At 35.6% G+C, this 24,638-nt stretch carries 30 protein-coding genes; 22 read left to right on the forward strand and 8 right to left on the reverse strand.

Features of this window, described 5'->3' with window-relative positions:
- The first annotated feature begins 152 nt into the window (after nucleotides 1-152).
- From msrB to J4050_RS13125, 5 genes are read left to right on the forward strand one after another with little or no spacing between them, the layout of a single operon-like run.
- Nucleotides 153-614, forward strand: a complete 462-nt coding sequence (gene msrB, locus J4050_RS13105) for a peptide-methionine (R)-S-oxide reductase MsrB (protein WP_208155042.1) — start codon at nucleotides 153-155, stop codon at nucleotides 612-614.
- Nucleotides 604-1,152 (forward strand): peptide-methionine (S)-S-oxide reductase MsrA, encoded by a 549-nt coding sequence (gene msrA / locus J4050_RS13110; protein ID WP_208155043.1) that lies wholly within the window; start codon nucleotides 604-606, stop codon nucleotides 1,150-1,152. The genes msrB and msrA overlap by 11 nt, the downstream gene beginning before the upstream one ends.
- Nucleotides 1,153-1,155: 3 nt before the next feature.
- Nucleotides 1,156-2,106 carry an aldo/keto reductase gene (locus J4050_RS13115; RefSeq protein ID WP_208155044.1) on the forward strand — a complete coding sequence of 317 codons (951 nt, stop codon included), beginning with the start codon at nucleotides 1,156-1,158 and terminating at the stop codon, nucleotides 2,104-2,106.
- Nucleotides 2,107-2,113: 7 nt separating this feature from the next.
- Entirely contained in the window at nucleotides 2,114-2,353 is a 240-nt protein-coding gene (locus J4050_RS13120; protein WP_208155045.1) for a DUF7672 family protein, read from the forward strand.
- Between the two features lie 10 nt (nucleotides 2,354-2,363).
- Entirely contained in the window at nucleotides 2,364-3,092 is a 729-nt protein-coding gene (locus J4050_RS13125) for a nitroreductase family protein (protein WP_208155046.1), read from the forward strand.
- A gap of 1 nt (nucleotide 3,093) precedes the next feature.
- Here the strand turns inward: J4050_RS13125 and J4050_RS13130 are convergent, their stop codons facing one another.
- The 5 genes from J4050_RS13130 to J4050_RS13150 form a co-directional block, all read right to left on the reverse strand.
- Nucleotides 3,094-5,067: a protein-disulfide reductase DsbD family protein gene (locus tag J4050_RS13130; protein WP_208155047.1), complete on the reverse strand. Its 1,974-nt coding sequence runs from the start codon at nucleotides 5,065-5,067 to the stop codon at nucleotides 3,094-3,096.
- A 136-nt stretch (nucleotides 5,068-5,203) separates the two neighbouring features.
- Complete coding sequence (locus J4050_RS13135; RefSeq protein WP_208155048.1) at nucleotides 5,204-5,611, reverse strand: rhodanese-like domain-containing protein; 408 nt, start codon at nucleotides 5,609-5,611, stop codon at nucleotides 5,204-5,206.
- 14 nt (nucleotides 5,612-5,625) lie between these two features.
- Nucleotides 5,626-5,937 carry a rhodanese-like domain-containing protein gene (locus J4050_RS13140; protein WP_208155049.1) on the reverse strand — a complete coding sequence of 104 codons (312 nt, stop codon included), beginning with the start codon at nucleotides 5,935-5,937 and terminating at the stop codon, nucleotides 5,626-5,628.
- Nucleotides 5,938-6,047: 110 nt separating this feature from the next.
- The gene (locus J4050_RS13145) at nucleotides 6,048-6,665 is read right to left on the reverse strand and encodes a thioredoxin family protein (RefSeq protein WP_208155050.1); all 618 of its coding nucleotides are present in this window, start codon (nucleotides 6,663-6,665) and stop codon (nucleotides 6,048-6,050) included.
- A gap of 6 nt (nucleotides 6,666-6,671) precedes the next feature.
- Nucleotides 6,672-7,196, reverse strand: coding sequence for a TlpA family protein disulfide reductase (locus J4050_RS13150; protein WP_208155051.1), 525 nt, complete (start codon nucleotides 7,194-7,196; stop codon nucleotides 6,672-6,674).
- Nucleotides 7,197-7,298: 102 nt separating this feature from the next.
- On the opposite strand from J4050_RS13150, the gene J4050_RS13155 reads away from it, so the two are divergent.
- The 14 genes from J4050_RS13155 to J4050_RS13220 all read left to right on the forward strand — a co-directional run bounded on the left by J4050_RS13155 (nucleotide 7,299) and on the right by J4050_RS13220 (nucleotide 17,941).
- Entirely contained in the window at nucleotides 7,299-7,754 is a 456-nt protein-coding gene (locus tag J4050_RS13155; RefSeq protein WP_208155052.1) for a MarR family winged helix-turn-helix transcriptional regulator, read from the forward strand.
- A gap of 4 nt (nucleotides 7,755-7,758) precedes the next feature.
- Nucleotides 7,759-8,328, forward strand: a complete 570-nt coding sequence (locus J4050_RS13160) for a YceI family protein (protein WP_208155053.1) — start codon at nucleotides 7,759-7,761, stop codon at nucleotides 8,326-8,328.
- Nucleotides 8,329-8,571: 243 nt separating this feature from the next.
- Nucleotides 8,572-9,972 carry an anthranilate synthase component I family protein gene (locus J4050_RS13165; RefSeq protein ID WP_208155054.1) on the forward strand — a complete coding sequence of 467 codons (1,401 nt, stop codon included), beginning with the start codon at nucleotides 8,572-8,574 and terminating at the stop codon, nucleotides 9,970-9,972.
- Between the two features lies 1 nt (nucleotide 9,973).
- The gene (locus J4050_RS13170) at nucleotides 9,974-10,540 is read left to right on the forward strand and encodes an anthranilate synthase component II (protein ID WP_208155055.1); all 567 of its coding nucleotides are present in this window, start codon (nucleotides 9,974-9,976) and stop codon (nucleotides 10,538-10,540) included.
- Nucleotides 10,541-10,596: 56 nt separating this feature from the next.
- Nucleotides 10,597-11,589 carry an anthranilate phosphoribosyltransferase gene (trpD, locus tag J4050_RS13175; protein WP_208155056.1) on the forward strand — a complete coding sequence of 331 codons (993 nt, stop codon included), beginning with the start codon at nucleotides 10,597-10,599 and terminating at the stop codon, nucleotides 11,587-11,589.
- Nucleotides 11,586-12,371 (forward strand): indole-3-glycerol phosphate synthase TrpC, encoded by a 786-nt coding sequence (gene trpC, locus J4050_RS13180; RefSeq protein WP_208155057.1) that lies wholly within the window; start codon nucleotides 11,586-11,588, stop codon nucleotides 12,369-12,371. Before trpD ends, trpC begins: the two co-directional genes overlap by 4 nt.
- Nucleotides 12,368-13,000 (forward strand): phosphoribosylanthranilate isomerase, encoded by a 633-nt coding sequence (locus tag J4050_RS13185; protein WP_208155058.1) that lies wholly within the window; start codon nucleotides 12,368-12,370, stop codon nucleotides 12,998-13,000. The genes trpC and J4050_RS13185 overlap by 4 nt, the downstream gene beginning before the upstream one ends.
- A gap of 60 nt (nucleotides 13,001-13,060) precedes the next feature.
- A complete protein-coding gene (trpB, locus tag J4050_RS13190; protein ID WP_208155059.1) occupies nucleotides 13,061-14,248 on the forward strand; it encodes a tryptophan synthase subunit beta in 1,188 nt (395 codons plus the stop codon).
- A gap of 88 nt (nucleotides 14,249-14,336) precedes the next feature.
- Nucleotides 14,337-15,101 carry a tryptophan synthase subunit alpha gene (gene trpA, locus J4050_RS13195; protein WP_208155060.1) on the forward strand — a complete coding sequence of 255 codons (765 nt, stop codon included), beginning with the start codon at nucleotides 14,337-14,339 and terminating at the stop codon, nucleotides 15,099-15,101.
- Between the two features lie 100 nt (nucleotides 15,102-15,201).
- Nucleotides 15,202-15,348: a hypothetical protein gene (locus tag J4050_RS13200; protein WP_208155061.1), complete on the forward strand. Its 147-nt coding sequence runs from the start codon at nucleotides 15,202-15,204 to the stop codon at nucleotides 15,346-15,348.
- A gap of 60 nt (nucleotides 15,349-15,408) precedes the next feature.
- On the forward strand, nucleotides 15,409-15,636 hold the full coding sequence (locus J4050_RS13205; protein ID WP_208155062.1) for a hypothetical protein: 228 nt from the start codon (nucleotides 15,409-15,411) through the stop codon (nucleotides 15,634-15,636).
- Between the two features lie 74 nt (nucleotides 15,637-15,710).
- Nucleotides 15,711-16,034 carry an EF-hand domain-containing protein gene (locus tag J4050_RS13210; protein ID WP_208155063.1) on the forward strand — a complete coding sequence of 108 codons (324 nt, stop codon included), beginning with the start codon at nucleotides 15,711-15,713 and terminating at the stop codon, nucleotides 16,032-16,034.
- A 123-nt stretch (nucleotides 16,035-16,157) separates the two neighbouring features.
- On the forward strand, nucleotides 16,158-17,036 hold the full coding sequence (locus J4050_RS13215) for an alpha/beta hydrolase (protein WP_208155064.1): 879 nt from the start codon (nucleotides 16,158-16,160) through the stop codon (nucleotides 17,034-17,036).
- A gap of 14 nt (nucleotides 17,037-17,050) precedes the next feature.
- Nucleotides 17,051-17,941 carry a YitT family protein gene (locus tag J4050_RS13220; RefSeq protein ID WP_208155065.1) on the forward strand — a complete coding sequence of 297 codons (891 nt, stop codon included), beginning with the start codon at nucleotides 17,051-17,053 and terminating at the stop codon, nucleotides 17,939-17,941.
- On the opposite strand, the gene J4050_RS13225 is transcribed toward J4050_RS13220, so the two are convergent.
- The 3 genes from J4050_RS13225 to J4050_RS13235 form a co-directional block, all read right to left on the reverse strand.
- The gene (locus tag J4050_RS13225; RefSeq protein WP_208155066.1) at nucleotides 17,938-18,162 is read right to left on the reverse strand and encodes a VF530 family protein; all 225 of its coding nucleotides are present in this window, start codon (nucleotides 18,160-18,162) and stop codon (nucleotides 17,938-17,940) included. The two genes, J4050_RS13220 and J4050_RS13225, sit on opposite strands and share 4 nt — an antisense overlap.
- Nucleotides 18,162-19,448 (reverse strand): DEAD/DEAH box helicase, encoded by a 1,287-nt coding sequence (locus J4050_RS13230; RefSeq protein WP_208155067.1) that lies wholly within the window; start codon nucleotides 19,446-19,448, stop codon nucleotides 18,162-18,164. Before J4050_RS13230 ends, J4050_RS13225 begins: the two co-directional genes overlap by 1 nt.
- Before the next feature lie 107 nt (nucleotides 19,449-19,555).
- The gene (locus tag J4050_RS13235) at nucleotides 19,556-20,359 is read right to left on the reverse strand and encodes a TspO-related membrane protein (protein ID WP_208155068.1); all 804 of its coding nucleotides are present in this window, start codon (nucleotides 20,357-20,359) and stop codon (nucleotides 19,556-19,558) included.
- Between the two features lie 44 nt (nucleotides 20,360-20,403).
- Here J4050_RS13235 and J4050_RS13240 point away from each other — a divergent pair, with 44 nt between their 5' ends.
- The 3 genes from J4050_RS13240 to J4050_RS13250 all read left to right on the forward strand — a co-directional run bounded on the left by J4050_RS13240 (nucleotide 20,404) and on the right by J4050_RS13250 (nucleotide 24,599).
- A complete protein-coding gene (locus J4050_RS13240; protein WP_208155069.1) occupies nucleotides 20,404-21,210 on the forward strand; it encodes a hypothetical protein in 807 nt (268 codons plus the stop codon).
- A 185-nt stretch (nucleotides 21,211-21,395) separates the two neighbouring features.
- Nucleotides 21,396-21,974 carry a Crp/Fnr family transcriptional regulator gene (locus J4050_RS13245; protein WP_208155070.1) on the forward strand — a complete coding sequence of 193 codons (579 nt, stop codon included), beginning with the start codon at nucleotides 21,396-21,398 and terminating at the stop codon, nucleotides 21,972-21,974.
- Between the two features lie 207 nt (nucleotides 21,975-22,181).
- A complete protein-coding gene (locus tag J4050_RS13250; protein WP_208155071.1) occupies nucleotides 22,182-24,599 on the forward strand; it encodes an arylsulfatase in 2,418 nt (805 codons plus the stop codon).
- The last annotated feature ends 39 nt before the right edge of the window (nucleotides 24,600-24,638 follow it).

Here is a 24,638-nt window from a genome sequence, read left to right on the forward strand (position 1 = left end):
CATTCAAATATAAAAACTTGCAGCGTTTCAAAGCAATACATTCTGTGAGAGGATGGACAATCTCGATTAAAATCACATTATTTTTTATGATTTTCTTAGTAAGGACATACCTCTTAATTCGACTATTTTTACAATAAAATGAAAAAGAACATATGTTAACTTGGAAAGACGTTATCAACTTCGCTGTCAATGGCAATCCAACACCAGATAAGCGCGTTGAAAAAACAGAAGAAGAATGGAAATCTCAACTTACCCCTGAGCAGTTCAGAATTACAAGATTAAAGGGGACTGAACGACCTCATAGTGGAGATTTATGCAGTATTTATGATGCTGGTAAATACAATTGCATTTGCTGTGATACGCCATTATTTGATTCTAGTATTAAGTTTAGCTCCGGAACTGGCTGGCCTAGTTTTACACAGCCAATAAAAGAAAATGCTATCAAATACGAAAGAGATAGCTCATTTGGTATGGTTAGGGTTGAAGTTATGTGCAACACTTGCGATGGACATTTAGGGCATGTTTTCTCAGACGGTCCAGAACCAAGTGGCTTACGCTACTGCATAAATTCTGAGTCTATGACATTACAAAAAGAGGTAAATCATGATAACTAAAAAGATACGACAAGCTACAGTTGGTGGTGGATGCTTTTGGTGTACTGAGGCTGTTTTTCAAGAAGTCAAAGGCGTTGAATCGGTTGTATCTGGATATTCCGGAGGACAGGTTCCAGGACATCCTACTTATAGGGAAATATGTTCTGGATTAACAGGGCATGCCGAAGTGATACAAATAACCTATGATGCAAATATTGTTTCCTACGAGGACCTGATAATCATTTTTATGACCACACACGATCCAACCACCTTAAATCGTCAAGGTGCTGATAGAGGAACACAATATCGTTCGGTTATTTATTATCATAACCAAGAACAAAAAGAAATTGCAGAAGAGGTATGTAAAGCTGTAGCTCCATATTACGAAGAGCCAGTAGTAACAGAAATTAGTCCTTTAGATGTTTTTTACGAAGCAGAAAAAGAACATCAAGATTTTTACAAAAGTAATCCCAATCAAGGCTACTGTAATTATGTTATTACGCCTAAGTTGATGAAACTTCGTAAACTACACTCTGATAAACTAAAAACTGCCGTTTAAGACATGACCTCCTTAGGACTTGGACTCGCAGCAATTGGTCGCCCAGACTATATCAATATTAGAGCAACCAAGCCTTTAGATAAATCTAAAGTGGCCTTTAATGAAAAAGCGTTAGAAGTCTTAGATGAGGCCTACAATCTGGGAATACGCCATTTTGATGTTGCCGCCTCCTATGGTTATGGCGAACAATTTTTATTAGATTGGATGTCAAGCCGTCAAAATAAGGATATTTCAATCTCAACAAAATGGGGATACACTTATGTGGCCAATTGGGAAATTGGGTATTCTGGAAAACATGAAATCAAAGAACATTCTCTAAATAAGCTCAATGAACAGTGGCAATTCTCCAAACAGTTCTTGCCTCAACTAAATATTTATCAAATTCATTCTGCAACTTTAGATAGTGGTGTGCTTTCCAATACGGATGTACACAATAGGCTATTTGAATTAAAGCAAAACCATGGCTTTAATATTGGAATCTCAACAAGTGGTGCAAACCAAGCAGAAATTATTGACGCAGCAATGTCCATTTACGTCGATGGTCAACCTTTGATTGATTCTTATCAAGTAACTTTTAATATACTAGAGCAAAGCACCTTAAAAACCCTGAGGCGATTAAGGGCCAATTCTAAAATCATAATAATAAAGGAAGCCTTGGCCAATGGTAGAATATTCCCATGGTATAAGTCCAAAAGGTATTCTGAAATCTATAATTTGCTGAAGCAATTATCAGATGATTATAAGGTTGGAATTGATGCCATAGCCTTGCGCTATGTTATAGATAAAGTAGAGCCTAATTGGGTATTAAGTGGTGCTTCCAATGTAAATCAATTACGTTCTAATATGGATTGTTTAAAAATTGAATTACCTTTAGAAGCCATTGAAATACTAAGTAAATTATCCTGTAACTCCAATGCATATTGGACAGAACGGAGTAACCTTACTTGGCATTAGAACTACTATGATTAAGTATTATATAATTGGTATTGCTATTTTAGTTGTTGCTATTATTGCAAATGCGACCGCTATTAAAATGGGCCTTAAAACCTGGTACGATTTTCTAGAAATTTTGGGTGATTCGGGAATAGGCGCATTTAAAAAGCTAAATATTTTCGATTATCTATGGCTTTTCATCGGTTACCCGCTAGTTTTAGGGTTTGGCTATTGGATTGGCCAAAAATTCTATGATTTACTCTTTTAATTAATTTGACATGGAAAAAACAGTTTCAGAAGCAATTCAATACCGAAGGTCAACTCGTGTTTATACTGAAGAACCCATAGATTCAGAAAAAGTAAAGGAATGCTTAGTAAATGCCTCCCTTGCACCAACTAGTAGCAATCTTCAATTATGGGAGTTCTATCATGTTACCGATAAAGACACCATGTCTCAACTTGCCAAAGCTTGCTTTAATCAAAACGCAGCTAAAACAGCACAACAAATCGTTGTTGTGGTTGCTCGAAAAGACTTGTGGCGAAAACGCGCTAAAGCCAATATTGAATTTCTAAACAAGGCATTTGACAAACCTAATTTGAGTGAACGTTTACTCAAACGAAAAAAACAAGCTACAGATTATTACAATAAAGTTATACCAACCATATATTTTGATGTATTTGGAATTTTAGGATTCCTCAAGTATTTGGCTTTTCAACTAGTAGGATTATTTAGACCTATTTACCGTCAAACGAGATTGAGCGATATGCGCATAGTAGCTCATAAAAGTGCAGGATTAGCTGCACAAAACTTCATGATTTCAATGGCAGCCGTTGATTATGATACTTGCCCCATGGAGGGAAGCGACACACTGCGCGTAAAGAGAATTCTTAACCTACCTAGAGGTGCTGAAATCAATATGATTATTGGTTGTGGTAAACGTGACGAATCTGGAATCTATGGTCCAAGATTTAGAGTACCTTTTAAAGACGTTTATTTTAAAGTTTAAACTACTTATTAAAGTTTTCTAGACCTGTTTTGAGCCATTCGTAATAATCCTCGGCATCTGGTTCGTAAGCATTTGTGGTGTTTAGCAACTCTAAATTGTGATCCATTAATACATAATAGGGCTGAGAATTATTTTGAAAATTAATCGTTTGTAACGTTGCCCATTTATCACCAATGGTCTCAATATCCTTTACCGTTCCATTTTGCCTTAAGTACTGGAACTGTTCATCTTCTGGTAATAACTTCTTGTCATCCACGTATAAAGAAATTATAACATAATTCTCACTCAACATGTCATAAACATCTGTTGTGCTCCACACTTGTTCTTCCATCTTACGACAATTAACGCATGCCCAGCCAGTAAAATCCAATAAAATAGGCTTGCCCTGTTGCTTTGCTTGCGCTAAGCCAACATCCAGGTCCTTATAACAGTTTAAATCTAATGGGCATTCTGAGGTTTTGTCATATAAGCTATAAAACAATGGCGGAGGAAAACCACTCAATAGTTTCAAGTTAGAATACTTACTATTGGATAATCCTGGAATAAGATATATGGCAAACGCCAAAAACAATAAAGCTGTTGTAATTCTGTATTTACTTAATTTGCCAATAGGACCATCGTGAGGAAATTTTATTTTGCCAAAAAGATAGAGTACTAAACCTAAAGCGATAATAATCCATAATCCTATAAACACTTCACGCTTCAATAACCCCCAATGTTCCACTAAATCAGCATTTGATAAAAACTTTAAAGCCAGAGCCAATTCAACAAAACCTAAAACCACTTTAACCGTATTTAACCAACCACCCGATTTAGGTAAAGAGTTTAACCATTTAGGAAACATAGCAAATAGACTAAAAGGTAAGGCCAATGCTAAGCCAAAACCACTCATTCCCATTGTTAATTGCATCGCTCCTCCATCTGCCGTAAGTGAACTCCCTAGCAAAGTCCCTAAAATTGGTCCAGTGCAGGAAAATGATACTATGGCCAGAGTTAATGCCATAAAAAAGATACCAATAAAACCACCAATTTTATTGGCCTTACTATCCATAGCAGCACTCCAAGATTGAGGTAATGTAAGCTCGTAGTAGCCAAAAAATGAGAACGCAAATACTATGAAAATGACAAAGAAAATAATATTGAGTGTCACGTTAGTAGAAATATTATTGAGGATTCCAGGGTCAAGGGAATCGAGTAAATGAAATGGGATACTCAGTAAGGCATAAATAATAAAAATGAAAAAGCCATATAGCAAAGAATTGACTAAACCCTTTTTAGAATCGCCACTACTCTTTGTAAAGAACGAAACGGTTAAGGGAATCATTGGAAACACACATGGCGTAAGCAGGGCTATAAGACCTCCTAAAAAACCGAGTAAAAAAATACTGAGATTAGTTTTTTCTTTAATAGTCTTAGCTTCGTATTTGTCCCATCCAACTATATTGAGTTTTAAATCACTTGATAGTTGTTGACTTCGTTCATCAATTACTACTTCTTTTTCCTTGATTTCAGATCCATCCAAAGAAATTTTAAAGGTATGGTCACCTGGAATACACTTTTCATCGTTACAGGTTTGATATTCTACAATGACATCAATAACATCTAATTCTGAGTTTAAAGTAGAAATACGCTGTTTAAAAACGGCTTGTCCTTCAAATTTCTTTAAGTCTAACTCAAATACCTTATCAAACTTGGGTGCTATTTTTGGTTCAGACGTTTCACCTATTAACTTATAGTTATTTTCGGCAGAGTTAAATGTAAACAAGGTGGGAATGGGACCAAAACCATCTGGCTCTTCTTGTGAATAGACATACCATCCATTGTCTATAGAAGCAACGAAAGTCAAGTCATAATCTGTTTCTGAAATTTGCTCTATGCTATGGGTCCATTTAACAGGCTCCAAAATTTGCGCAAATGAAACCAAAGAAAAGCAAATTGCTAAAATGGTAAAATGAAGTTGTTTTTTTATGTCCATAAAAATTATCCTCTATAACAAATGTAAATGTTGATCATTTAGCTTTTTCAAAAAATGGGCAAATTTATAAAAACCTTAAGATAGTATTTGAAAACTAACGGGTGTAAAAAAAACCGAGTATTACTCGGTTTGTATGTTATGATTTCCTCTTGATATTAAGTTTGTCACTATGCTGCCATTTCGATATTCCGCCTTCCAAATCATAGATTTTCTCAAAACCAGCCTCTAACATTTTTTCAGCGCATTTAGCACTTCGCCCTCCTGATCTACAATACAAAATTACTGGCTTCGACTTATCTAATTTTGAAATATCATTATCAAAAGTTGGAGACATAAAATCGATATTTTGCGCGTTTACAATATGTATTTCGTCATACTCTTCTGGTGTACGCACATCAATTAGTTGTACATCTTCCAACTCTAAAATAGACTTCATCTCTTCGGCCGTAACTAATTCTATTTCAATATTGTTTTCAGTCTCTTTACAACTGGTTGAAATTAAAACTCCAAGGGTTAACAGAAAAACTACAGTTATTTTTTTCATGACAAATAGTTAAATTAAATGGTAACTTCTCCCTTCCATTGGGTGAAACCTCCAATAAGATTAAAAGCATTTTCAAAGCCCAATTGATTCATTACCGCACAAGCTTGGGCGCTTCTTGAACCTGCCTTACAATAGACATAGTAATTTTTGGATTTATCAAGGTTCTTAACTTCATCGATGAACCCTTGCCCTTGATAAATATCTATATGCATGGCCTTAGGGATTATACCCATTTCAACTTCCTCTGCTGTTCTAACATCTAAAATAACAGCATCAGGGTCTTGTTCTAACTGTTTTGTCCAATCATTTTGAGTTAAGTCAGCCATTTCCTTACTTTTTGGTTGAACAAAATTAACATTTATTAATAAAATAGACATAAAAAAAACCGAAGTGTTACACTTCGGTTCAAATAAAACTTATACAAATTCAATATAATTTAACTCTTTACTTTAATAGAGCAGCCAATCGCTCTTGTTTCAGTTGTTTTAACCGACTCGCCACCTAGTAAGGCGTCAACAGCATTCTCTACATATTTTTCAGTCACTGCGTTGGCATCTTTATAATTATCATCGATAGCACCAATGTATTTAACCTCGTTTCCTTTTTTAGTTTTTTGCAAAAGATAGACATGTGGTGTTTTGGTTGCACCGTATTGCGGATAAATCTTCTGTCCTTTATCCATTAAATACGGAAACGTAAAACCTTTTGCCTTGGCCCTAGCCTTCATGGCTTCCATATTATCTCCTGGTTTTACATCGGTATCATTTGGCATAATTGCAATTACAGGATAACCTTTTTTTGCATATTTTTTATCCAGCGCTACAATTCGGTCCTCATAAGCCACGGCATAGGGACAAGTGTTACATGTAAAAATTACAATAAAACCTTTTGCATCTTTGTAATCTGCAAGTGACACCATTTTACCATCGATATTCTCTAAACTAAAATCGGTTGCCATATCGCCTACCTTATATCCTGTACTTAATGGCTGGGTAGAAAAAGCCATAAATAGTACAGCAATACCCACTACTGAAAATAATTTTAATGTTTTCATATTAATTTAATTTAAAAATTGTTCTAATTCTGTTTTTAGTTCGTCTTCTGTAAATGATTGTTCGTAAAACTTTCGCTTTTCACCTTTATAAATTATTGTAGCAGGAATGGCTCCAGACCAGTTTTCATTTATAGCAGGTATCCATCTGTTTTGATTGGTATCATCTAATGCAATTACTTCAGACTTTAATTGATACTTCTCCATGAATGGGAGTAACTTAGATTCATATTTATTAGGAAAATCCAAGCTCACCAATAAAATATCAATATTCTCGTTAGGATAAGTCTCACGTAATGCTTCAAAATAGGGTAACTCCTTTACACAAGGAGCGCACCAAGTAGCCCAAAAATTGACAACATGCAGTCGGTCATCCTTTTTATTTAAATAAGGTTCCAACCCATCATAATCAACAACTGTTAAGCCTTCAATAAAATTATTTTCAACAATCAACTCTTCGCTACTTTCCTTTTTTGATGGTGCTTCTTTACAACCAATAGATAGGATAACAGAAAAAATAATCAAATACCTCATACAATAAAGGTATCAATCGTCTTCTTGCCAAATTAAAATTTAACAAAATATTAATTTGAATTGAAAAATCTAAACATATATTTGTATATACAATTATTGTATATGAAAGAGTTAAATCAGCAATTACAGATAAAAGCTGATATTCCTTTACCTAGGGCATCAGTTATAAATGTGTTTTTCACCAACAATTGGATGAAAGATGAATTGTTGCTGTGTTTAAAACCCTATGACCTATCACTGGAGCAATTCAACGTTATGCGTATTTTAAGAGGTCAGAACAACAACCCTATCAACTTACAAGACATTCAAAATAGAATGGTTACTAAAATGAGTAATACCACAAGATTAGTTGATAAATTAATTACAAAAGGATTTGTAAAACGCACTATTTGTAAAGAAAACAGACGCAAGGTAGAAATAGTAATTACAAAACGCGGCCTTGAAACCTTAGATAAACTTGACCCAGTTTTTTTTGATAGAGAAAAGCAATTGACTCAGAACCTCACAACAATAGAACTCGAACAATTAAATAAACTTTTAATAAAACTCAGAAATTAATATTATGAAAACTAAACATTTAAAAATTACAACCATTTTGGTACTAGCCTTTTCTTTTATGTCGTTTACGGCCTTAGTAGAAAAAACTGTAAATGTTGACCAAAGTAAGGTTACATGGAAAGGATATAAGGTAACAGGAGAGCATGAAGGCACCATTAACTTAAAAAGCGGAAGTCTTCAATTCGATGGAACCACGTTAAAGGGAGGTTCTTTTACTATGGATATGACCAGTATAAACACAACTGATTTAGAAGGTGAATACAAAGGGAAACTAGATGGCCATTTAAAATCTGCTGATTTTTTTGGTATTGAAAAACACCCAACGGCGACCTTGAAAATAACAAATGCCAAAGGCAGCAATGGAAAGTATAGTGTTAAAGCAGATTTAACTATAAAGGAAATTACCCAGCCTGTTGAGTTCACAATGTATGTAAAAGAAAACTCCGCGACAGCGTTTGTAAAAATAGATAGAACCAAATTTGACATTAAGTATGGTTCAGCTAGTTTTTTCGACAACTTAAAAGATAAAGCTATCTATGACGAGTTTGATTTAAACGTAAATCTAAAGTTTTAGTTCCCTAAGGACGGATTAATAGCAACGTTTAAAGAAAGATTCCTGCTCTGAGAGCAGGAATCTTTCTTTAAAATAGTTTGAAATCATTATTTTGCTTTTTATATTTGACACTCAAAATGAAATTAGATAATAAAAATACTTGGTGGTGGTCTTTCACAAACATGAGTTCGTGACCCAATCCTTGTATTAGAAATAAAGTAAGAGGCTTGTCATTCACGACAAGCCTTTTTTAATTGAGCATATATGAAGACATTTAGTTTATATACCCACTACAAAAAAATCTTAGCGGATACCATTACACCTGTAAGTGTCTACCTAAAATTAAGGGATAAATTTCCTAATAGTATCTTGTTGGAGAGTAGTGATTATCATGCCAATGACAATAGTTTTTCATATATCTGCTGCAATCCTATTGCTTCTATTAAAGTTGAAAACGAAAATATTCTTCAAACTTATCCTGATGGAAGCACCAAACTCAACCACACTAAATCGACTAGTGTTGTAGAAGAAATACACAAGTTTACCAAACGCTTTAAAGTAGATTCTAATCCAGATTTTAAATTTATACATAACGGAATCTTCGGTTATACCGCTTATGACGCAGTTAGGTATTTTGAAGATATATCCATTTCAAAAAAACCTGAGACTATTGCAATTCCAGATATTTATTATGCGGTTTATCAAAATATAATTGCTATTAATCATTTTAAGAATGAAGCCTACGTTTTTGCGCACTGTTTCGATACTGAAAATAATATCGATGAGATTCTTCAGGTCATCCAAACCAAACAATACGCGTCCTACGATTTCAATACTAAAGATGAGATATCGTCAAATCTAAGTGATGACGATTATAAAGCGCATGTAGAATTAGCTAAAAAACATTGTGCACGTGGCGATGTGTTTCAATTAGTACTTTCCAAGCAGTTTAAACAACAGTTCAGTGGTGACGAGTTTAATGTTTATCGTGCACTACGTAGTATTAACCCCTCACCCTACTTGTTCTATTTCGATTATGGAAATTTCAAAATATTCGGCAGTTCACCCGAAGCACAACTTGTTGTAAAAGACGGAAAAGCAGAAATCCATCCTATTGCAGGAACTTTTAAACGTACAGGGAATGATTTGAGAGATGCAGAACTCGCCGAGGAACTCATCCATGATGATAAAGAAAATAGCGAACATGTTATGCTGGTAGATTTGGCCAGAAACGACCTTAGCCGACACGGAAACGAAGTTACAGTTGAGAATTACAGAGAGGTACAGTTTTTTTCTCACGTCATTCACTTAGTTAGTAAAGTCACAGGAAAGATTCATAAAGGTACCGAAACTATGCAGATAGTAGCAGATACCTTCCCTGCCGGAACACTAAGCGGAGCTCCAAAGCATATGGCCATGCAACTCATAGAAAAATATGAAAAGTCAAGTCGTGGATATTATGGAGGAGCTATAGGGTTTATGGATTTTGAGGGTAATTTTAACCATGCTATTATGATTAGAACCTTTTTAAGTAAAAACCATACCCTCTACTGGCAAGCTGGAGCAGGACTTGTTGCCAAGTCCAATCCAGAACACGAATTACAAGAGGTCTACAATAAACTAGGCGCATTGACAAAAGCTATTGAACAAGCTAAAGAAATTTAAAATGAAAAAAGTATTAGTTATAGATAATTACGACAGTTTCACCTATAATCTGGTGCATTATTTAGAGGATTTAGGTTGCCAAGTTACCGTTAAACGAAATGATAAATTGACTATAGAAGAAGTTAAAGACTTTGATAAAATCTTACTATCTCCAGGTCCAGGTATCCCAGATGAAGCAGGTCTCCTAAAAGAAATTATTATGACTTATGCACCTACAAAAAGTATACTTGGAGTGTGTTTGGGTCAACAAGCCATCGGAGAAGTATTTGGTGGTACTATTGAGAATTTAGATACCGTGTATCACGGTGTTGCTACCACAATAACCCTAACCGAAACTAACGACCCTATGTTTAATGGCCTAGAAAAATCCTTTGATGTTGGCCGATACCATTCCTGGGTTGTGAGTACAGATTTACCAGATTGCTTAGAAGCAACATCTTTTGATTCAAATGGTGAAATTATGTCGCTGCGTCACAAGGAATTGGATGTAAAAGGTGTACAATATCATCCTGAATCCGTTTTAACACCAAACGGAAAGCAAATTTTAGAGAATTGGGTGAATAGCTAGATGTGAGATGTGAGATGTGAGATGTGAGATGTGAGAATAGTAAATAGAGAATGCATATGAAAGAAATTTTAAACAGATTAATCAATCAAGAAAGTATTTCCAGTGAGGAGGCCAAATCCGTTTTAGTAAATATTTCTAATGGAGTTTACAACCAAAGCCAAATTGCTTCATTTCTCACCGTTTATATGATGCGTAGCATAACTATAGAAGAGCTTCGCGGATTTAGGGATGCGCTACTAGAATTATGTATACCTGTGGATTTAGAAGGTAAAAACACTATTGATTTATGCGGTACTGGAGGTGATGGCAAAGACACTTTCAATATTTCTACATTATCGTCATTCGTAGCTGCGGGTGCCGGGATACAGGTTACCAAACATGGTAATTATGGTGTGTCTTCTGCTTGTGGTTCATCCAATGTTATGGAACATTTAGGAATCAGATTTTCAAATGATATGGACTTCTTAAAACGTAGTCTAGACAAAGCAGGGATTTGTGTTTTACATGCACCCCTTTTTCACCCTGCTATGAAGAATGTAGCACCGATACGCCGTGAACTTGGCGTAAAAACGTTTTTCAATATGCTCGGACCAATGGTGAATCCAGCATTTCCAAAAAATCAAATGGTAGGCGTTTTTAATTTAGAGCTTTTACGTTTATATGGTTATTTGTATCAAGAAACAGATAAGAACTATGCTATAGTTCACGCTCTGGATGGCTATGATGAAATTTCATTAACAGGCAAAACCAAGGTCATATCCAACCAAGCAGAAACCTTATTTGAACCCTCAGATCTAAGAGCCGAACAAATTTCACCAAAAGATATTTATGGAGGAAATACCGTTAAGGATGCAGCAGCCATTTTTCTTAAAGTCATTAACGGAGAAGGTACCGATGCCCAAAATGATGTAGTATGTGCCAACGCGGGCTTAGCCATTGCGACCGTTAAAAATAGCTCTCATCAAGAAGGTTTTGAATTGGCTAAAGACTCCTTATTTAGTGGTAAAGCAAAACAGAGTTTAGACACTTTAATAGAACTAAGTCGATGAATATTTTAGATAAAATAGTATTTGATAAGAAGAAGGAGGTCGTTTTGCGTAAATCTATAATACCAATGTCGCAACTCGAATCTTCAGTGCTTTTCGACCGGGATACGTTTTCACTTTCAGACCGGTTGCGGCAAAGTACATATGGCATTATTGCGGAACACAAGCGTCGCTCCCCTTCAAAATCAATTATCAATCAAGACCTCAATATTCAAGATGTCGCCTCAGGTTATGAAGACGCAGGTGTTTGTGGTATGTCTGTACTTACCGACGGCAAATATTTTGGCGGTAGCCTAGACGACTTAATTGTAGCTAGAGCCAGTTGTAATTTACCCTTGTTGCGTAAAGAATTTATCATTGACGACTATCAAATTATAGAAGCAAAAGCTTATGGCGCTGATGTTATTTTGCTCATTGCTGCTATTCTAACAAGAACTGAAATAAAGCAATTTTCAGAATTGGCAAAAAGCCTAAATTTAAATGTGCTTTTAGAGGTTCATAACGAAGAAGAACTTCATAAATCTATAATGCCAAGCATAGATATGCTCGGTGTAAATAATCGCGATTTAAAGACGTTTACAGTAAGCTTAGAGACCTCAAAATTGCTGAGTGATAAAATTCCTGATGAATTTGTAAAAGTTTCTGAAAGCGGAATAAGTTCTGTTGCAGCCATTAAAGAACTTCGACCTTATGGATATAAAGGGTTTTTGATAGGGGAAAATTTCATGAAAACGGACAATCCAGGACAAGAGGCTACCAATTTTATTAAGCAGATAGAACCATGAAGTTAAAAGTTTGCGGCATGAAATATCAGGATAATATAGAAGCGGTGGCTAGCTTGCAACCAGACTTTATGGGCTTTATATTTTATAATAAGTCCTCGCGTTATTTTGAAGGGCAAATTCCTGAAATTTCAAAATCCATAAAAAAGGTTGGTGTTTTTGTAGATGAAAAAGTAGAAGCTATTGTAGATAAAATTGAAAAGTATAACCTCGACGCTTTGCAACTACATGGTCATGAATCACCTGAAATTTGCAAACTACTTAAGTCTACAAACAAAGAAATCATTAAGGTTTTTTCTATTAAAGATGAATTTGATTTTTCTGTTTTAAACAACTATGAAGATGTTTGTGATTACTTCCTATTTGATACTAAGGGAAAATTACCGGGTGGAAATGGCTATACCTTTAATTGGGATGTCTTAAAAGACTACCCATCAACCAAACCCTATTTTTTAAGTGGTGGTATTGGATTAGATGAATTGAAAAAAATAAAAGAATTTAATAAAAGTACGGCCTCTAAATATTGCTTAGCAGTTGATGTAAACAGTAAATTTGAAATTGAGGCTGGACTAAAAAATAGTGAAGAATTAAAAAAATTTAAAGCACAAATTTGTCATGTCGAACGCATGTGAGACCTCTCATCACATTGAGACCTCTCAATCGCTTCGCTCATGTCAAAATATCAACAAACCATGAAAACAACATACAACGTTAACGAAAAAGGTTATTATGGAGAGTTTGGAGGTGCATACATACCAGAAATGCTGTATCCAAATATTGAAGAATTACGCCAGAACTATCTTAAAATAACTGCTGAACCTTCGTTTCGTCAGGAGTTTCATCAACTTTTAAAAGATTATGTAGGAAGGCCTTCGCCGCTATATTTTGCAAAGCGGTTATCCGAAAAATACAACACAAAAATTTACCTCAAACGCGAAGACCTCAATCATACTGGTGCCCATAAGGTGAACAATACCATTGGGCAAATTCTACTAGCGCAACGCTTGGGAAAAACCAGAATTATCGCTGAGACTGGGGCGGGTCAACATGGTGTTGCCACAGCTACAGTTTGTGCCTTAATGGGTATAGAATGTGTTGTTTACATGGGAGAGGTGGACATTGCCAGACAAGCACCCAACGTGGCTCGTATGAAAATGCTAGGCGCCAAAGTTGTTCCGGCATTATCTGGCAGTCGTACTTTAAAAGATGCCACTAATGAAGCCATGCGCGACTGGATTAACAATCCTTTAGATACACATTACATTGTTGGTAGTGTCGTTGGACCGCATCCTTATCCAGATATGGTGGCACGATTTCAGTCCGTGGTTTCAGAAGAAATTAAAAAGCAATTGCTAGAAAAAGAAGGCACAAAAAATCCTGATTACTTAATCGCTTGTGTTGGAGGTGGTAGTAATGCAGCCGGGACCTACTACCACTATTTAGACAATACAGATGTAAATATTATTGCAGTTGAAGCCGCTGGGAAAGGTATCGATACTGGAGAGAGTGCAGCAACCTCTGTACTAGGAAAGGAAGGTATAATCCACGGAAGTAAAACCTTATTGATGCAAACTGGTGATGGACAAATTACCGAACCGTATTCTATATCTGCTGGTTTAGATTATCCTGGTGTTGGCCCTATGCATGCTAATTTATATAAAACAGGTCGTGCGGAGTTTATTTCAATCACAGATGACGAAGCCATGACCGCTGGTTTAGAATTATCACAATTAGAAGGTATTATTCCAGCTATAGAAACCTCACATGCACTAGCCGTTTTTGAGCACAAAAAATTCAAACCGGAAGATATTATTGTGTTGAATTTGTCTGGTCGTGGCGATAAAGATTTACAGAATTATATAGATTATTTCAAGCTTTAGCTTGAATGCTGGACTTGGTTCAGCATCATATAAATGAAAAATCAAAGTTTAATTTAAACAGATTCTGAAATAAAATCAGAACAAAAAAATGAACAGAATAAACAATAAACTACGAGAGCATAAAAAACTCCTCTCCATATATTTTACGGCAGGATATCCCAATCTAAACGATACCGTATCAATAATTCAAGAATTAGAACATTCTGGTATAGATATGATTGAAATAGGATTGCCTTTCAGTGATCCTTTAGCAGATGGCCCAACCATTCAGGATAGCTCTACGAGAGCCTTAAAAAATGGTATGACGAGTGAATTACTTTTCAATCAACTAAAAGATATTCGTGAAACCGTTTCGATTCCATTAATCATTATGGGCTATTTTAATCCGATGTTGCAATATGGTGTTGAAGCCTTTTGCAAAAAATGTCAAGATGTTGGTATTGATGGTTTAATAATACCTGATTTGCCAGTAGATGTGTATCATGACCAATACAAATCTACTTTTGAGAAATATGGCTTAGCCAACATTTTTTTAATTACACCACAAACCTCGGATGAACGTATCCGCTTTATTGATTCGGTATCAGATGGATTTATCTACATGGTCAGTTCAGCAAGTACCACAGGCGCTAAAACAGGTTTTGGAAACGAACAAACCGACTACTTTGAACGCATCGCTAACATGAAACTAAAGAATCCTCAGATTGTTGGCTTCGGGATCTCTAATAACGAGACATTCAAACAAGCTACCCAATATGCTAAAGGCGCAATTATTGGTAGCGCTTTTATAAAGCATCTCACAAAAAATGGTACTGAAAACGTAAGAGCATTTACAGAATTGATACTCAAGTAGTATTATGTTTTTTTAACATAACCAACTATTTTCTTTAGAAGGCCTTATGACATAAATTGAGACATTTTCATTACTTTATAGATGAATAAAAAAATAAAACATGGGAATATTTGAAGATAATAGAAAATTTAAACGAACTAAAGAACAGAACAATCCTGTTAATCCAAATGGTATTGCAAAAAAATCAAATACAAATGAGTTTGATATTGATAAAGACACCATTAAAAATCAACAGAACAAAAAATAAAAGGTTCTAACGACCAAACACAAAAAGTCTATTCGTAAATTTGAAGAGACTTTTCAGTTTATGAAAAACCTTCTAAATGATTGGCGCATTGTAATGCTCTTGTGCTTAACACTGGGTTTGGCACCATTCTTCCCTGAGCCACATTTATTCGGAAAACTAATGTGGATAGCAGGAGGCGCAAAAGGCATGCAACCTATGGATTATTTTGATTTGGTGCTTCACGGTTTCCCTTTTATTTTGCTCTTAAGGCTCCTTATACGTTCATTACTAAAGTTAAAGAAAACCTAAATTAACTTCTTTCATTAAACCTTGGTGTTTGCGCTAAGTCCTAGTACTGTTCATTAATTAAAAAATACAAAATTATGATTTCAAAAACAGTAAAAGTTAGTTGTATTGTCGTTGCCTTACTAGGATCTTTTTTAGCAGAAGCACAACAAGAACGCAAACGTAGACCAAATCCAAAAACTATTTTAGCTAAAATGGATACCGATGAAAACGGTTTGGTGTCACTAGACGAATTTAAGGCCGCACCAATGAATGAAGATTTTAAGATTGAGGTGGTTGAAAAACGATTTAAAAAAATGGATGAGGATGAAAGTGGCGAAGTCGATTTAGAAGAGCTCAAAAAAGCGATGAAACATATGAAACGACGTGGAAGATCTCACCAAGGTCCAAAAGACCATTAACTCAAAAATCCTTCAGAAAAACTGAAGGATTTTTTATTTCTGACTAATTCTGATTTTCCTGCTTTAATTCGATATATTTGATAGTGTCTGTTGTAGTCTCAAAATATTCACATTAAGGTTATTATGAAATACATCCTATTACTTTTTATCAGCGTTTTTCTAATTCCCAATGGCTTATCACAAAGTAAAGTTCTGGAAAGTCTTGAGGTAGAAAGCAAGCTCCTCCAAACTACTGTAAAATATTCTGTCTATCTTCCCGAGGGATTCGAAGACACCACAGACAAATATCCTATTGTATATCTTTTAAATGGCTTCACAGGGAACGAAACCGATTGGGTAAGAATCGGACATGTTAAAGATATAACAGATGAGCTAATTAGAGGTAACAAAATTGAGCCTCTTGTTATTATAATGCCAGATGGTGATGATCGACTTTACATGAACAAAGATGATGGAACGTATCCTTATGAGGATATGTTTATCCAAGAATTTATGCCTTTTGTTGAAGGCAAATACAAAATTAAATCAGAAAAAAAATATAGAGGTATCAGCGGTTTGTCCATGGGTGGATCAGGCAGTTTAAAGCTGGCGTTAAAATATCATACTATTTTTGGTGCTTGTGCCGGTTTTAGTTCTGGTATAAGCACAGAGGAGGAAATCATAGCTGAGTCACAAAATAGTTTTGACAACTATTTTGGCCGAATTTCACCTTCTGCAATTGGTGCTACGGGAGAAGCAAGATTAACACCAGCTATTAAAGAGAATAACATTTTTGAACTTTTAAAAACAGCCGCAATTGAAGATATTAAAACCGTTAATATATATTTTGATTGTGGTGATGACGATTTTTTAGCAATTGGCAATGCCATGTTTCATGTAGAATTACGAAAAATGGGAATTCCACATGAATACCGTGTGAGAGACGGTTCCCATACATGGAATTTTTGGGTAGACTCTTTGCCTATTGGACTTGAGTTCATAAGTGATACTTTCAGAAACTGAAACCTCAAGGCCTTATGAGACATTCCAAAGCATATAACTTCCTTTCAGAATATGGACAAATAGCTCTTGGAGTAGTTCTAGCCAGTATTGGCCTTAAGGCATTTCTTTTACCAAATGGTTTCTTAGATGGTGGCGTTACTGGTATTGCCTTACTCGTTAGAACATTTGTTGATATTAAAATCTCCTATCTCCTGATACTATTTAGTATTCCATTTCTAATTCTTGGGTTTTATACAGTATCTAAGAGAATTGTTATCAAATCAATTGTTAGCATCATAGCACTTGCTTTATTTATACATTTCGAGAATTTTGAAACCATAACCGATGATAAATTGTTAATCTCCATATTTGGTGGTTTGTTTTTAGGTGCTGGCATTGGAATCGCCATAAGAAATGGTTCTGTATTGGATGGCTCAGAAATTTTAGGTGTTTATGTTAACGATAGGTTTGGAATTAGTATTGGGCAGGTCATTTTATTTTTCAACATCATTCTATTTAGTATAACAGCTTGGGTGATTTCTACGGAAGTTGCCTTATACTCTATCCTCACCTATATAGTAACAGCTAAAGTTACCGATTTAACTATCGAGGGTTTTGAAGACTTTATAGGTGTTACTATTGTGTCTAAAAAATATGAATTGATAGAAGATGCTATTCTTAAAGAATTAGGTGTTGGTATGACGCTTTATAAAGGTACTCGTGGTATTGGCAACTCTGGAAAGCGGGAAGATTTTGACATCATCCATTCTATTATTAATCGTATTGATATGAAGAAAATGCATCGCATTATCGATCATATCGATGACCAAGCATTTATTATAGAGTTCGACGTTAATAATGTAAAAGGAGGTGTCCTTAGGCATTATTTAAACAAAAAGAAAAATAAAAAACTCCCTAAAACCTAGGTTCTTTTTTCAAGCATATTTAAATACATGGCTTCCACTTTAGAGCGCGCCCACGCTGTGCGTCTTAAAAATTTTAAACTGGATTGAACTGAAGGATTGTGGGTAAAACATCGGATGTTAATTTGATAGCCCATATACTCCCAACCATAATGAGCTTGTAACTCATTAATAATCTGTTCTAAGGTAATGCCATGAAGTGGATTATTTGGTTGTGATGACATTACCTTCTATTACTATTTCGTCTTCGATTACGATTTCTATTTTTGTTAGAATTTTTAGAGTCACCAGAATTTCTTTGACCAGAGTTTCTGTTACGGCTTTGTTGATTTCTATTTCTGTTCTGACCTGGCTTAATTGGTACTGTGGATGCATTAGGGTCAGGTTCAAAACCCTCTACAATTTCGACATCAATTGCCATATCAATGAGTTTCTCAATACTCCTTAGATAAGTAATCTCATCTGCACTAACTAGCGATATCGCCTCTCCGGCTGCACCAGCTCTACCTGTTCTGCCTATCCTATGTACATAATCCTCAGGGATATTAGGCAGTTCAAAATTAACTACATGTGGAAGTAACGGAATATCTAACCCTCGAGCTGCAATATCCGTAGCAACCAACACGCGTATGGTACCACTTTTAAATCCTGCTAAAGCTTTGGTTCTGGCACCTTGACTCTTATTACCATGAATTGCTAATGCCGTAATGCCAGCATTAACCATCTTCTTAGTTAATCGGTTAGCACCATGTTTTGTTCTAGTAAATACCAAAACCTGTTTCCAATTACCTTCTGAAATAAGTTTTATAAGTAAGGCAGTCTTCTTTGTTTTTGCGACGCGATGTACCTTTTGGTTTATAATTTCAACCGCTGTATTTTCTGGTGTGGCTTCAACCTGAACTGGATTATGAAGTATGGAATATGCTAATTTTTTTATGTCTTTAGAAAAAGTGGCTGAAAACATCAGATTCTGTCTTTTTCTTGGCATCAACGTCATAATACGTTCAATATCCCTTAAAAATCCCATATCCAACATTCGGTCCGCTTCGTCTAGGACTAAAACCTCAACATGTTTTAAGGATAATACACCTTGACTCTCTAAATCAATCAAACGCCCTGGAGTGGCGACCAAAATATCTATGCCTTTTTTCAACTGAGCTACTTGAGGTCTTTGGTTAACTCCACCAAAAATAACCGTACTTCTTATATTTAAGAACTCACTGTATTCTTTGACATTAGCGTAGACTTGTGCTGCTAATTCGCGCGTTGGTGTAAGAATCAATGCGCGAATTGGTCTATAGTTTTGACTTTGATTTTCTGATAAATAGTGAAGAATGGGCAAAGTAAACCCAGCGGTTTTTCCTGTACCAGTTTGAGCTGAAGCGAGTATATCGCTGCCAGCTAAAATAGGTGGAATTGCTTTGACCTGAATTGGAGACGGTGTTTCATACCCTTTCTTTTCAACCGCTTTTAATATGGGCTGAGATAAGCCTAATGATTTAAATGACATGCATCAATATTTAGTGAAGATGACAATTCATTCGTTGAAGCTCACCTCTTTTAGTCTGGCGAAGGTAGGGCTAAATTATGTGCATACTCCTATTAAAGAAAGAAATATCAGCTGGCTTCATTTTTCCACTTTTTAAATTTGTTATAAGGATTTGTTTCAAAATTTAAAAATCCATGAATACCATTTGCTGTGATTAAAACTGCTGCGCCTATAAAAGCAATTGTTGTAATAATTTCATGAAGCCCACTATTGGCGGCACCAATGCCCACTAAAGCCCATGCACCAACAAGAACAAATCCTCTCATATGTCGTTTCCACATCACAAAAAGGTTTAACCCCACAGCAACTGCAATCATAGTTATTGTCCAAGCCGTTGGTGAGATACCAAAGCCACCCCAACCACTTTTAACCAAATAACTCGATACGTTGGCAATACTCGCAACCGTAACCCAACCCGCGTAAATTACAATCGGCCAACTTACAAATACCATTTTAGAGAACCTATCATCCTCTGATTCCATCTGGTTATTAAAAATTATTTTAAAAAGCGAGAACAGTAATAAGAAAATAAAAACACAAGATAATAAGGTATATTCATAGAGCCATGCAAATACCCAAAGGCTATTAAATACACAAGACCATACGAACCACCATCGTGTTTTTTCTACAACCCTATCTTCTTTAACATTAACAAAAAGACTTCTCCCTTGGTAAATTACAAAGACAAGTAACAGAAGATAAATAAGCCCCCAAATTGAGAATGTATAACCTGCAGGTGTAAAGAGTGATTTATAGCTATCGGATAGCTTACCAATTGTGGTATTGTTTATTACCCCTGTATTAGACAGATAATTTATAAATATTGTTGAACCCAATGCTAATCCATTGGCAATTTGTAAGGTTTTTTTCATAACTTTTGAGTTATATTAGCATCATAACCTAAAGTTAAAACAATATGAAAAACTTTACACTATTTATAGCACTATTATTTTTTGCAGTGGGCCTATCTCAAGAAACAGATGAAACAACAGATAACGACGCTCTCGCGCAACAACTTCAAAATCCAGTGGCTAATCTTATAAGTGTACCGCTACAAAATAATTTTGACTTTGGAGTTAGTGATGCCGATGGAGAGCGCTACACTTTAAACATACAACCTGTAGTCCCAATAAGCATTAGCGAAAAATGGAATTTAATTGGCCGTGTGATTCTTCCTGTAATTTCACAAAATGATGTCTTTGGATTCAGTGGCGCACAGACAGGGCTTGGTGATGTTGTTCTTAGTGGGTTTTTCTCGCCAAAGACACCCTCATCTGGAGGAGTGATTTGGGGAGCTGGTCCGGCAATTCTGGCACCAACTGCGACAGATGATTTTCTTGGTACTGGCAAACTAGGCGTTGGACCAACCGCTGTAGTTTTAAAACAATTTGGGCAATATACCATGGGTGCATTGACTAACCATATTTGGTCCGTGGCAGGAGATGAAGACCGAAGTGATGTTAACCTTACTTTTTTTCAACCCTTTTTAGCCCGTAATTTTAAAGGTGGCTATGCGCTGACATTAAATACAGAATTCACTCAGAATTGGGATGCTGAAACCTCATCTGGGTTTCTTCATCTTGTTGGATCAAAAGTATTTACTTTTGGTAAGCAAACCAGTCAAATCTTTGTTGGTCCACGTATTCCTTACGGAAATGGCAACACTGCTGAATGGGGTATCAGAGCAGGAGTCACATTACTTTTCCCTACTAAGACTCAATAGTCTATTTCATACTGAATGTGTTTTACATTTAAATTAGTGAGTGCATAATGTGCATTAAGATGTATGAAAATAATTATAACCCATTTTTAAGCTGGATTTTGTCTTTATTGAATTTGGAATAAGGAATTGAATACTTTTTTTATAAACTCGACTTGCAGAAACTTCTATTTTTTTAAATTATAGGCATGAAATTTACCTACTCACATATTCTTAAAACTTTACTCAAATTCAATCCTATTCTGGATAAAACTAGTGGAGAATTATTTCTAACTATTACTGATTATAAAGTTTTTGCACCCAATGAGTATATCTTAAAAAAGGGAAGATATGATAGAAATCTTTTTTTTATTTTAAAAGGATCTGTGCGTTCTTTTTCAATTATTGATGGAGTTGAACGTAACTGTCACTTAAGATCAGAAGGCTATATTATGGGGGATGCTAAATCTTTTGCTGAAAACCCAGTTGCAAATTTAGATACAATGGCCATTACAGAATGTCACGTTCTTTTATTCGATCTAAATAGGTTAGAAGAATTAGCTTTTAAACATCATAACATTTTAAGCTTTTATTTAAAAATATTAAAAGAAATCATAACTGTTTTTTCACATAGAATAAACACATTTGTTTGTATGAATTCCCAACAACGTTATCTCGATTTAATAAACTGGAATCCAGGTTATCTTGAGACAACTTACGACAAACATCTTGCTAGTTTTCTTGGTATTACCCCATTGACATTTCACAGGATAAAGAATAAAGAATAGTTGAAATATCTTTTGATATTTGCCTATTCGGCCTGTTTACATATTTTTGGTAATTCAAAACCAATAAATCTATAAATTGGGAAAACAATCTCAGTAAAGTGGCTAAAAACATAGTATGCTTACACAAAAAAGCACTGTATTGTTACGCACAACTTCGAGGAATTATTTCTAATTTTAAACTTTAATGAATATCTAAATTACTAAATCATGAAAATTAAGCTTTTTTTTTACATATCTGTAATTACTATTTGTTTCTACGGATGTCTAAATTCTGAGAGAAATAACCAGAATCGCGCCCAGGATAATTTTAAAGGAAAAATCGCCTTGGATATTAGAGATTCTGAATCAGACTGGTCCGCGTATACTCCAAAATCAGCACCAGAAGGAGCCCCAAATATTTTATTTGTTTTATATGATGATACAGGTCTTGGTGCCTGGTCACCATATGGCGGAAGAATTAATATGCCAACTATGGATAGGTTAGCAGAAAATGGTTTAACCTACACACAGTGGCATACTACAGCACTTTGTTCACCAACACGCTCCACCATTTTAACCGGGAGGAACCACCACTTGAACGGAATGGCATCAATTACCGAAACTGCCGATGGATATCCAGGTTCGAATGGTAGGGTCCCAGATGACTGTGCCCCTTTTGCTCAAATACTAAGAGATAATGGTTGGAGTACATTTTGGATTGGAAAAAATCATAATGTACCAGAACAAGATGTTGCACCTGGTGGAAGCAGAAGCGAATGGCCAACACAGATTGGATTTGATCGCTTTTATGGTTTTCTCGGTGGAGAAACAAACAATTGGTATCCAGATTTAGTAATGGATAATCATTTTATTGAAGCTCCTGCAACACCTGAAGAGGGGTATCATTTATCTAAGGATTTAGCTGATCAAGCTATCACAATGCTTAGAGACAAAAATGCTACCAACCCATCTAAACCATTTTACATGTGGTTTAATCCAGGGGCTAACCATGCACCACATCACTCCCCTGCTGAATATACAGCCAAATATAAAGGTATGTTTGACGATGGCTATGACGCCTACCGTGATTGGGTAGTAAAGCGTATGAAAGACAAAGGGATTCTCCCAGAGAATACTGGTATGGCTGAGTTTAACCCTATGCCAGAAGATATGGCTAACTCTGCTGATTATGTTCGCCCATGGGCTGAACTAAATGCTGATGAGAAAAAACTATTCTCAAGAATGGCTGAAGTTTATGCCGGTTTCTCAGAGTATACTGATGCCCAAGTTGGACGTATAATTGATTATTTAGAAGAAACAGGACAGCTAGATAATACAATTGTGCTTTATGCTGCAGATAACGGCGCCTCTGGAGAAGGCAGTCCGAACGGATCAGTTAACGAAAATAAATTTTTTAATGGCTATCCCGACAGTTTAGAAGAAAACTTAAAATATATGGATGTTCTGGGTGGTCCAGACACCTATAATCATTTCCCTACGGGTTGGGCAGCAGCATTTTCTGCACCTTTTAAGATGTTTAAGCGCTATTCTCAATATGCTGGTGGCACCAATGACCCCTTAGTTATTTCTTGGCCCAAGGGTATAAAAGCCAAAGGTGAAATTAGACACCAATATCATCATTCTACTGATATCGTACCAACACTTTTAGAAGCCTGTGGTATAGAAATGCCTGAGGTATACAACGGTGTTGAACAAACACCGCTTTCTGGAGTTTCGATGGTATATTCTTTTAATGCTGCACCAGATGCACCAACTAAAAAAGAAGTTCAATACTATTCTATGTTAGGCACTAGAGGCATTTGGAAAGATGGCTGGAAAGCAGCCGCAGTGCACTCACCTTTATCAGGGAAAAGTGGGTTTGATAAAGATGTTTGGGAGTTGTATAATGTTGAAGAAGATCGCTCAGAAACCAATAACTTAGCAGAAGAATATCCTGAAAAACTACAAGAACTGATAGATGAATGGTTCCGTCAAGCAGAGATAAACAAAGTCTTACCATTAGATGATAGAAGCGCCGCAGAAATTTTGGGAACTGAAAGACCTTCTCAAGAAGCTAAAAAAGATAGATATATATATTATCCAAATACAGCGCCAGTTCCCGAAGGAGTTGCTGTTAATATAAGAGGTAGAAATTACAAGATTTTAGCAAATGTAGAGATTATAGATGAAAATGCTTCAGGAGTTATATTTGCTCATGGTTCTCGCTTTGGGGGACACACGCTTTTTATAAAGGACAAAAAACTTTATTATGTCTATAATTTTCTAGGCATCAAACCAGAACAAGTCTTTATATCAGATACAACCCTAAAACCTGGTAAATACACTTTAGGTATGGAATTCATAAGAGAATCAGCTGGTGAGTATGGCGAATCCATTGGAAAGACCAAATTGTATATTAATGAGACTGTTGTTGCTGAAGGTCCAATGCGCACGCAGCCAGCAAAGTTCACTTTATCTGGAGATGGGTTATGTGTTGGTTATGACAGTGGTGATAATGTAAGTAACCTTTATGAATCACCGGGAGAATTTGAAGGAGGAGTAATACAAGGGGTTGGAGTTACTGTTGAAGGCACTCCTTATATAGATCTTGAAGCAGAAGCTAAACGCGTAATGATGTCTCAATAAGTGGTAGTTTGAAGATTTTTTATAATTAAAAGGCCTAGT

It is taken from the genome of Winogradskyella pelagia, from assembly GCF_017581965.1.
In the GTDB taxonomy this organism is placed as follows: domain Bacteria; phylum Bacteroidota; class Bacteroidia; order Flavobacteriales; family Flavobacteriaceae; genus Winogradskyella; species Winogradskyella pelagia.

Coding starts and splice junctions, on each gene's coding strand:
- msrB (WP_208155042.1), top strand. CDS start 153: ATGTTAACTTGGAAAGACGTTATCAACTTCGCTGTCAATGGCAATCCA.
- msrA (WP_208155043.1), top strand. CDS start 604: ATGATAACTAAAAAGATACGACAAGCTACAGTTGGTGGTGGATGCTTT.
- J4050_RS13115 (WP_208155044.1), top strand. CDS start 1,156: ATGACCTCCTTAGGACTTGGACTCGCAGCAATTGGTCGCCCAGACTAT.
- J4050_RS13120 (WP_208155045.1), top strand. CDS start 2,114: ATGATTAAGTATTATATAATTGGTATTGCTATTTTAGTTGTTGCTATT.
- J4050_RS13125 (WP_208155046.1), top strand. CDS start 2,364: ATGGAAAAAACAGTTTCAGAAGCAATTCAATACCGAAGGTCAACTCGT.
- J4050_RS13130 (WP_208155047.1), bottom strand. CDS start 5,067: ATGGACATAAAAAAACAACTTCATTTTACCATTTTAGCAATTTGCTTT.
- J4050_RS13135 (WP_208155048.1), bottom strand. CDS start 5,611: ATGAAAAAAATAACTGTAGTTTTTCTGTTAACCCTTGGAGTTTTAATT.
- J4050_RS13140 (WP_208155049.1), bottom strand. CDS start 5,937: ATGGCTGACTTAACTCAAAATGATTGGACAAAACAGTTAGAACAAGAC.
- J4050_RS13145 (WP_208155050.1), bottom strand. CDS start 6,665: ATGAAAACATTAAAATTATTTTCAGTAGTGGGTATTGCTGTACTATTT.
- J4050_RS13150 (WP_208155051.1), bottom strand. CDS start 7,196: ATGAGGTATTTGATTATTTTTTCTGTTATCCTATCTATTGGTTGTAAA.
- J4050_RS13155 (WP_208155052.1), top strand. CDS start 7,299: ATGAAAGAGTTAAATCAGCAATTACAGATAAAAGCTGATATTCCTTTA.
- J4050_RS13160 (WP_208155053.1), top strand. CDS start 7,759: ATGAAAACTAAACATTTAAAAATTACAACCATTTTGGTACTAGCCTTT.
- J4050_RS13165 (WP_208155054.1), top strand. CDS start 8,572: ATGAAGACATTTAGTTTATATACCCACTACAAAAAAATCTTAGCGGAT.
- J4050_RS13170 (WP_208155055.1), top strand. CDS start 9,974: ATGAAAAAAGTATTAGTTATAGATAATTACGACAGTTTCACCTATAAT.
- trpD (WP_208155056.1), top strand. CDS start 10,597: ATGAAAGAAATTTTAAACAGATTAATCAATCAAGAAAGTATTTCCAGT.
- trpC (WP_208155057.1), top strand. CDS start 11,586: ATGAATATTTTAGATAAAATAGTATTTGATAAGAAGAAGGAGGTCGTT.
- J4050_RS13185 (WP_208155058.1), top strand. CDS start 12,368: ATGAAGTTAAAAGTTTGCGGCATGAAATATCAGGATAATATAGAAGCG.
- trpB (WP_208155059.1), top strand. CDS start 13,061: ATGAAAACAACATACAACGTTAACGAAAAAGGTTATTATGGAGAGTTT.
- trpA (WP_208155060.1), top strand. CDS start 14,337: ATGAACAGAATAAACAATAAACTACGAGAGCATAAAAAACTCCTCTCC.
- J4050_RS13200 (WP_208155061.1), top strand. CDS start 15,202: ATGGGAATATTTGAAGATAATAGAAAATTTAAACGAACTAAAGAACAG.
- J4050_RS13205 (WP_208155062.1), top strand. CDS start 15,409: ATGAAAAACCTTCTAAATGATTGGCGCATTGTAATGCTCTTGTGCTTA.
- J4050_RS13210 (WP_208155063.1), top strand. CDS start 15,711: ATGATTTCAAAAACAGTAAAAGTTAGTTGTATTGTCGTTGCCTTACTA.
- J4050_RS13215 (WP_208155064.1), top strand. CDS start 16,158: ATGAAATACATCCTATTACTTTTTATCAGCGTTTTTCTAATTCCCAAT.
- J4050_RS13220 (WP_208155065.1), top strand. CDS start 17,051: ATGAGACATTCCAAAGCATATAACTTCCTTTCAGAATATGGACAAATA.
- J4050_RS13225 (WP_208155066.1), bottom strand. CDS start 18,162: ATGTCATCACAACCAAATAATCCACTTCATGGCATTACCTTAGAACAG.
- J4050_RS13230 (WP_208155067.1), bottom strand. CDS start 19,448: ATGTCATTTAAATCATTAGGCTTATCTCAGCCCATATTAAAAGCGGTT.
- J4050_RS13235 (WP_208155068.1), bottom strand. CDS start 20,359: ATGAAAAAAACCTTACAAATTGCCAATGGATTAGCATTGGGTTCAACA.
- J4050_RS13240 (WP_208155069.1), top strand. CDS start 20,404: ATGAAAAACTTTACACTATTTATAGCACTATTATTTTTTGCAGTGGGC.
- J4050_RS13245 (WP_208155070.1), top strand. CDS start 21,396: ATGAAATTTACCTACTCACATATTCTTAAAACTTTACTCAAATTCAAT.
- J4050_RS13250 (WP_208155071.1), top strand. CDS start 22,182: ATGAAAATTAAGCTTTTTTTTTACATATCTGTAATTACTATTTGTTTC.